The organism is Achromobacter insuavis (assembly GCF_902859645.1).
Lineage (GTDB): Bacteria > Pseudomonadota > Gammaproteobacteria > Burkholderiales > Burkholderiaceae_B > Achromobacter > Achromobacter insuavis.
Genome location: NZ_CADIJR010000023.1, coordinates 70,206 through 77,168, shown reverse-complemented (window position 1 = coordinate 77,168; position 6,963 = coordinate 70,206). Strand labels below are relative to the sequence as shown.

Below are 6,963 nucleotides of genomic sequence, written 5' to 3'. Positions count from 1 at the left end.
GCCCTGGTCGCGGCGGGCCTGCTGGCCGACGCCCCGCAGGCCGACGTCGCCGTGGTGCTGGGCAACACCGTCGCGCCCGACGGCAAGCCCTCGCCGCGCCTGGCCGCCCGGCTCGACCGCGCCTACGACTGCTACGCCGCCGCGCGCTGCCGCGTGCTGTTCGTCAGCGGCGGCGTCGATCCGGCCGGCCACGACGAAGCGGCGGTGATGCGCGACTACCTGATCGCGCGCGGCGTGCCGGCCGACCGGGTGGTCGCGGACAGCCTCGGCAACGACTCCTGGGCCACCGCCCGCCACGCCAGCGCCTACATGCGCGAGCACGGCTACGCCAGCGCCACCGCCATCACGCAGTACTTCCACGTGCCGCGCACCATGCTGGCGCTCAGGCGCCACGGCGTGCAACAGGTCGGCGGCGCCTCGCCGCGCTATGCCGAGGCGCGCGACCTGTATTCGATCCTGCGCGAGCTGCCGGCCATCGCCTGGTACGCGCTGCGGCCGCTATAGTTTCCCTTCCTCTCTTTCCACAGACGCTACCGTGCATATCTTCCACAACCCCGTCCACGGCAAACACGACGGCCGCCAGGAAATGTTCCGCGGCAGGCTGGTGCCCTGTCACGAGACCCCGGCCCGGCTCGAATACGTGCTGGACGCCCTGCGCCAGCGCGGCATCGGCACGCTGCAGGCGCCGGCCGCGCCCGACCTGGACCTGATCCGGCGCGTGCACAGCCCGCGCTACGTCGACTTCCTGCAAGGCGCGTGGGCCGACTGGATCGCGCTGGATCCCGCCAATGCCGAGCTCGACATCCTGCCGTCGGTATGGCCGGTGCGCGGCTTCCGCCACGACATCTCGCCCAGCAACTTCGCCGCGCGCGTCGGCCTGTTCTCGTTCGACAGCGGCAGCCCGCTGACGGCGGGCACCTGGGAGGCGGCGGCCGCCGGCGCGGCCTGCGCCATCGACGCCGCGCGCGCGGTCTCCAGCGGCCACGGTCCGCGCGCCGCCATGGCGCTGACGCGCCCGCCCGGCCATCACGCCGGCGCCGACTTCTTCGGCGGCTACTGCTTCCTGAACAACGCGGCCCTGGCGGCGCAGGCGCTGCGCGAGGCCGGCGCCGAACGCGTCGCGGTGCTGGATATCGACTACCACCACGGCAACGGCACCCAGAGCATCTTCTACGAGCGCGGCGACGTGCTGACCGTGTCGGTGCATGGCGACCCGACCACCGAATATCCCTTCTTCCTGGGTTATGCCGACGAACCCGGCCAGGGCGCCGGCCTGGGCGCCAATCTGAACCTGCCGCTGGCGGCCGGCACCGATTTCGCCGGCTGGACCGAGGCGCTCGAACAGGGCCTGGCCGCCATCGGCCGCTTCAAGCCGGACGCGCTGGTGATCGCGCTGGGCGTGGACACCTACGAAGGCGATCCGATCTCGAAATTCAAGCTGCGCAGCGCCGACTATCTGCAGGTCGGCGCGCGGCTGGCCCGGCTGGGCCTGCCAACGGTGTTCACCATGGAAGGCGGCTACGCGGTGGCCGAGGTCGGCACCAACGTCGCCAACGTGCTGGAAGGCTACGCCGGCTGACCGGCGGCGGCCATCCGCCGCCACACGGCCTCGACCGCGGCGCGCGCGTCGCTGCGGTCCTTGAATGCCAGGATCGCCACCTCGATGTCCCAGGCGCGGTTGGCCAAGGGCACGAGGTCGGCCGTCTCCAGCCGCCGCAGCGCGCTGTCGGCCAGCCACGCCACGCCCAGCCCCTGCGCCGCCATGTCGCCCAGCACGTCCGACATCTCCGCCTCGAACAGGCGCACGCCGTGCAGGGGCTCCGGCCCGCTCTCAATGGCGGCGTCGATCAGGCGCGCGAAATAGACGCTGGGCGAATACATCAGCAACGGCACCGGCCGCGCCGTGGTGCCCGGCAGGTCCAGCCCCTCGCGTTCGACCAGGGCGCGCGCCGCGTACGGCCGTATCAGCTCGCGCCCCAGCGTCAGGCAGTCGTAGCGCGACAGGTCCAGCGGCAGCGGCTGCGCCACCTGGTGGAAACAGATCAGCAGATCGGCCGCGCCCGAGGTGAAGGCCGACACCGTGTCATGCACGTTGCCCGTCTGCAGGCTGCAGCTGAGCTGCTGGCCCGCGCTCCAGTCGCGCCACCAGCGCGGCAGGTGGGTCGTCGCCAGGGCATAGGAGGTGGCCAGGCGCAGCTGGTTGCGCGCCGGCACGGCGGCGATGCCCGCGCGCGCCTCGACCAGCTGGTTGACCAGTTCGATGGCCGCGACGCGGAAGCGCTCGCCCGCCTCGGTCAGCTGGGTCGGGAAGGCCGAACGGTCGATCAGGCGCGCGCCGGCCCAGTTCTCCAGGCTCTGGATGCGGCGGCTGAAGGCCGCCTGCGACAGATTGCGGGCCTCGGCCGCGCGCGTGAAATTGCGCAGCTCCGACAGGGTGATGAAGTCCTGCAGCCACCGGGTATCCATACCGCTCCTTGCGCGATTCGCATGGGCCATGCGCGCCATGCATGGCGGCGCATGCGTACTTCGCATTGGACGCCGGCGCCGCGCCGCCAGACACTGCGTCCGTCGGTTCCGCATTGGAACCTGCCTTTTGCCGGAGTGTAAACATGGATCAAACCCTGCGTGCGGCGGCCCGCGAATACCTCATCCGCTACGGCGGCGACACCTTCCCCAACCTGTTCAAGTCGGCCAAGGGCACGGTGGTGCGCGACGACACCGGCCGCGAGATCCTCGACTTCACCTCGGGCCAGATGTGCGCCACCATCGGCCACAACCACCCGGCCATCGTCGACGCGGTGCGCCGCGCCGGGGAAACCGCCTTCCACTTCTTCAGCGGCATGATCCCGGAAGCCGTGGCGCAACTGGCCGCGACGATGGCGCGCGACTGGATGCCGGCCGGCATGACCAAGTCGATCTTCGTCAACACCGGTTCCGAGAGCAACGAGATCGCGCTGCGCATGGCCAAGATGCACAAGAGCGGCTTCGAGATCCTGGCGGTGGGCGGCTCGTGGCACGGCGTCACCAGCGGCGCCGGCTCGGTCTCGTACGCCAGCGACCGCAAGGGCTATGGCGTGCCGCCGGCCGGCGTGTTCGTCATGCCCGAACCGAACTCGTACCGCCCCTACATCGCCGGCCTGGACGCCGAACAGTCGGCGCTGGCCTGCCTGGAGATCGGCCTGAAGATGTTCGACATGGCCTCGGCCGGCCGGCCCGCGGCCATCATCGTCGAACCGGTGATCAGCGCCGGCGGCGTGCTGGTGCCGCCCAAGTCATACATGCAGGCCCTGCGCCGCGCCGCCGACGCGCGCGGCATGCTGCTGATCTTCGACGAGGCGCAGACCGCCTTCGGCCGCCTCGGCTGCCGCACCGGCTCGGAACACTTCGGCGTCACGCCCGACATCATCAGCGTCTCCAAGACCCTGGGCGGCGGCCTGCCGCTGGCGGCCACCATCACCACGCCCGCCATCGAACAGGACGTGCACGAGAAGGGCTTCACCTTCTACACCAGCCACGTCTCGGACCCGCTGCCCGCCACCGTCGGCCTGGCGGTGCTGGAGACCCTGCAACGCGAGCAGCTGCTGGAGCGCGCCCGCCGCCAGGGCGACTACCTGCGCCGCGGCCTGCTGGAACTGCAGCAGCGCCACGAAGCCATCGGCGACGTGCGCGGCCTGGGCCTGCTGCTGGGCGTGGAGCTGGTGCAGGACCGCGCCACGCGCGAGCCGTATCACGCGCTCGGCGCCCTGACCACGCAGCGCTGCTTCGAGCTGGGGCTGTCGATGAACATCCGCCGCCGCCCCGAGCGCGGCTCGGTCTGGCGCATCGCGCCGCCGCTGACCGTCAGCAATGACGAGATCGACCGCGCCGTCTCGATCCTGGACCAGGCCCTGACCGAAAGCCTGGACCAGATCGCCAAGCCCCGCGCGCTGAGCGCCTGAACCGTCCCACCCTGGCGCCGGGCCGGGCCCGGCCGGAGAACGCAATGCCGATATTCCGAACCGCGGCCGGCGCCCTGGCGCTGGCCACCGTCACCAGCCTGGCCCACGCCGGCCCCACCCTCGACACCGTCAAGAAGCGCGGCTACGTGCAGTGCGGCGTGTCCACCGGCATCCAGGGCTTTTCCTCGCCGGACAGCAAGGGCAACTGGCAGGGACTGGACGTGGACATGTGCCGCGCCATCGCCGCCACCGTCTTCAACGACGCCAGCAAATTCCGCCTGACGCCGTTGACCACGCAGGCGCGCTTCACCGCGCTGCAATCGGGCGAGGTCGACGTGCTGACGCGCAACGTCACGCCGACGATGGCGCGCGACACCACGCTGGGCCTGATCAGCACTGGCGTGAACTATTACGACAGCCAGGGCGTGATGGTGTCGGCCAAGCTCGGCGTCAAGAAGCTCAGGGAACTGGACGGCGCCACCATCTGCGTGCAGCCCGGCACCGTCACCGAGCTCGACCTGGCCGACTGGTTCCGCGCCAACGGCCTGAAGTTCAAGCCGGTGGTGATCGACAAGTACGACGAGATCGTGCGCGCCTTCGCGGCCGGCCGCTGCGACGCCTTCACCTCCGACAAATCGCAGCTGGCGGCCTCGCGCACCACGCTGGAGCAGCCGGACAATTACCTGATCCTGGACGAGAACATCGCCAAGAGCCCGCTCGGCCCGATGGTGCGCCAGGGCGACGACAACTGGTTCAACGTGGTGCGCTGGACGCTCAACGCCATGCTCGAAGCGGAGGAATTCGGCGTGACCTCGGCCAACGTCGACAGCCAGCTGAAAAGCAACAACCCCAACGTGCAGCGCATCCTGGGCGTGACGCCGGGCATGGGCAAGAACCTGGGGGTGGACGACAAGTGGGCCTACAACATCGTCAAGCAGGTCGGCAACTATGGCGAGAGCTATGAGCGCAACCTGGGCATGGCCAGCGCGATGAAGCTGCCGCGCGGCCTGAACGCGCAATGGCGCGACGGCGGCCAGATGTACGGCTGGCCGGTGCGCTGACCCGCGCAGTACGGGCGGACAGTGCGGGCGGACAGCCCGTACGGGCCTGTCCGCGCCACGCATGCCGCGCCCTCGGGCGCGGCGTCGCGCATTCAGGCGGCGCGCGTCCCGCGCCGCCACCACAGCGCCTCGCACAGCCACAGCAGCGGCCACGCCAGCAACAGGCCGACCAGCAGGTCCGGCAACCACGGCGCGGCCGCGGGCGGCGTACCGCCTTGCAGCCAGGCAGGGCTGTAGAGCAGGAACGCGGAGACGAAGCCGCGCGACCCGATGTCGCGAAAGCCCGCGCCACGGCCCAGCGCCGCGGCCAGTATGCATACGATGACGAAGAACGCGTCGCCCGCGGCGCGATACCAGGCCGGGATGACCAGCGGATCCAGCGGCCGGTACATGGCAATGGCGATCAGCAACGCGCCCAGCACCAGGGCGCGCACCCAATAGAATGAAGTCCCCGCGTCGCTGCCGCGTACTGGCGCCCTGTTCCCGTCAGTCACGCGTTTCCAGCGCCTTGTTGATGCGCAGGGCCAGCAGCGTGCAGGCGGTGCCGGACAGCAGGTAGATGCTGACCGCCACCAGCCCGAAGCGCGCCGACAGCCCCAGCGCCACCAACGGCGCGAAGGCCGCGCCGATCAGCCAGGCCATGTCGGTGGTGAGCGCCGCGCCGGTGTAGCGGAAACGCTTGGTGAAGTTGGCCGTCACCGTGCCGGACGCCTGGCCGTACGACAGCCCCAGCAGCGCGAAGCCGATCAGGATGAAGGCGTCCTGCGCCTTGGGACTGCCGCCCAGCAGCCACGGCGTGAACAGCGCGAACACGCCGATCAGCGCGGCCAGCAGGCCCAGCGTGGTGCGCCGGCCGATGCGGTCGGCGATCCAGCCCGAGGCGATGGTGCCCAGGATGCCCACGCCCGCGCCGATGATCTGCACGATCAGCACATCGGAGATCTGCTGCGTGGCGCTGACCGCGATCCACGACAGCGGGAACACCGTCACCAGGTGAAACAGCGCATAGCTGGCCAGCGCCGCGAACGCGCCCAGGAACAGGTTGTAGCCCTGCTCGCGCACCATCTGGCCGGTGCCGATGGGTTCGAGCTCGCCCTCTTCGAGCAGCTGCGTGTATTCCTCGGTCAGCACCAGCCGCAGCCGCGCGAACAGCGCCACCACGTTGATGGCGAAGGCGACGAAGAACGGATAGCGCCAGCCCCAGTCGAGGAAGTCGGCCTCGGTCAGCGTCAGGTGCAGGAACAGGAACAGCGCGCTGGCGATCATGAAGCCGATGGGCGCGCCCAGCTGGCCCAGCATCGCGTACCAGCCGCGGCGCTTGGGCGGCGCGTTCAGCGCCAGCAATGACGGCAGGCCGTCCCAGGAGCCGCCAAAGGCCAGCCCCTGCAGGCAGCGGAACACCGCCAGCAGCACGATGGCGTGCGAGCCGATGACGTTGTAGCCGGGCAGGAAGGCCATGCCCACCGTGGCGGTGCCGAGCAGGAACAGGGCGATCGTGAGCTTGGTGCCGCGTCCCCAGCGCCGCTGGATCGCCATCGAAACCGCGGTGCCGATGGGGCGCGCGATGAACGCGAACGAGAAGATGACAAAGGCCCACAGCGTGCCTTCGAGCTGCGGTTCGAACGGGAAGAACACCCGTGGAAACACCAGCACGCAGGCGATGCCGAAGACGAAGAAGTCGAAGTATTCGGAGGCGCGCCCGATGACGACCCCCACGGCGATTTCGCCCGGCGCCACCTTGGCGTGGCTGGCCGCGCCCCTTGTCGCGCCCGGACCGGGCAAGGGGGAGGCATGACCGGGATACTGCGTGGTGGTCGCCATGTGAGTGCTCGCTGAAAGGAGGTTTTGGAAAACGCCTTGTCTACGCTTTTTGCAACACACTCGTATGTACATTCGAAGGCCTGGCGGGCCGCGGCGCGATGACGCCCGACCCTGCCCCGCACGCCTTCCCGTGCATACTTTTG

At 70.1% G+C, this 6,963-nt stretch carries 7 protein-coding genes; 4 read left to right on the top strand and 3 right to left on the bottom strand.

The window, feature by feature from the left end:
* Positions 1–504 (top strand): SanA/YdcF family protein (locus H0523_RS14255; protein WP_180180080.1); only part of this gene is annotated, 504 nt, incomplete at its 5' end.
* Positions 505–535: 31 nt separating this feature from the next.
* Entirely contained in the window at positions 536–1,579 is a 1,044-nt protein-coding gene (locus H0523_RS14250; RefSeq protein ID WP_054428707.1) for a histone deacetylase family protein, read from the top strand.
* Here H0523_RS14250 and H0523_RS14245 read toward each other — a convergent pair.
* Positions 1,567–2,466 carry a LysR family transcriptional regulator gene (locus tag H0523_RS14245; protein WP_054428708.1) on the bottom strand — a complete coding sequence of 300 codons (900 nt, stop codon included), beginning with the start codon at positions 2,464–2,466 and terminating at the stop codon, positions 1,567–1,569. The two genes, H0523_RS14250 and H0523_RS14245, sit on opposite strands and share 13 nt — an antisense overlap.
* 143 nt (positions 2,467–2,609) lie before the next feature.
* Here H0523_RS14245 and H0523_RS14240 point away from each other — a divergent pair, with 143 nt between their 5' ends.
* Both H0523_RS14240 and H0523_RS14235 read left to right on the top strand, forming a co-directional pair.
* Positions 2,610–3,938 (top strand): aspartate aminotransferase family protein, encoded by a 1,329-nt coding sequence (locus H0523_RS14240; protein WP_054428709.1) that lies wholly within the window; start codon positions 2,610–2,612, stop codon positions 3,936–3,938.
* 44 nt (positions 3,939–3,982) lie between these two features.
* Positions 3,983–4,999, top strand: coding sequence for an amino acid ABC transporter substrate-binding protein (locus tag H0523_RS14235; protein WP_054428710.1), 1,017 nt, complete (start codon positions 3,983–3,985; stop codon positions 4,997–4,999).
* A gap of 92 nt (positions 5,000–5,091) precedes the next feature.
* Here the strand turns inward: H0523_RS14235 and H0523_RS14230 are convergent, their stop codons facing one another.
* Together H0523_RS14230 and H0523_RS14225 are read right to left on the bottom strand one after the other, a co-directional pair.
* Positions 5,092–5,433, bottom strand: coding sequence for a hypothetical protein (locus H0523_RS14230; RefSeq protein ID WP_054428711.1), 342 nt, complete (start codon positions 5,431–5,433; stop codon positions 5,092–5,094).
* Positions 5,434–5,485: 52 nt separating this feature from the next.
* Positions 5,486–6,820, bottom strand: coding sequence for an MFS transporter (locus tag H0523_RS14225; RefSeq protein ID WP_054428712.1), 1,335 nt, complete (start codon positions 6,818–6,820; stop codon positions 5,486–5,488).
* Between the last annotated feature and the right edge of the window lie 143 nt (positions 6,821–6,963).

Bases quoted from the DNA above. Each gene is read 5' to 3' on its own strand.
- H0523_RS14245 (WP_054428708.1), bottom strand. From the start codon at position 2,466: ATGGATACCCGGTGGCTGCAGGACTTCATCACCCTGTCGGAGCTGCGC.
- H0523_RS14240 (WP_054428709.1), top strand. From the start codon at position 2,610: ATGGATCAAACCCTGCGTGCGGCGGCCCGCGAATACCTCATCCGCTAC.
- H0523_RS14235 (WP_054428710.1), top strand. From the start codon at position 3,983: ATGCCGATATTCCGAACCGCGGCCGGCGCCCTGGCGCTGGCCACCGTC.
- H0523_RS14225 (WP_054428712.1), bottom strand. From the start codon at position 6,820: ATGGCGACCACCACGCAGTATCCCGGTCATGCCTCCCCCTTGCCCGGT.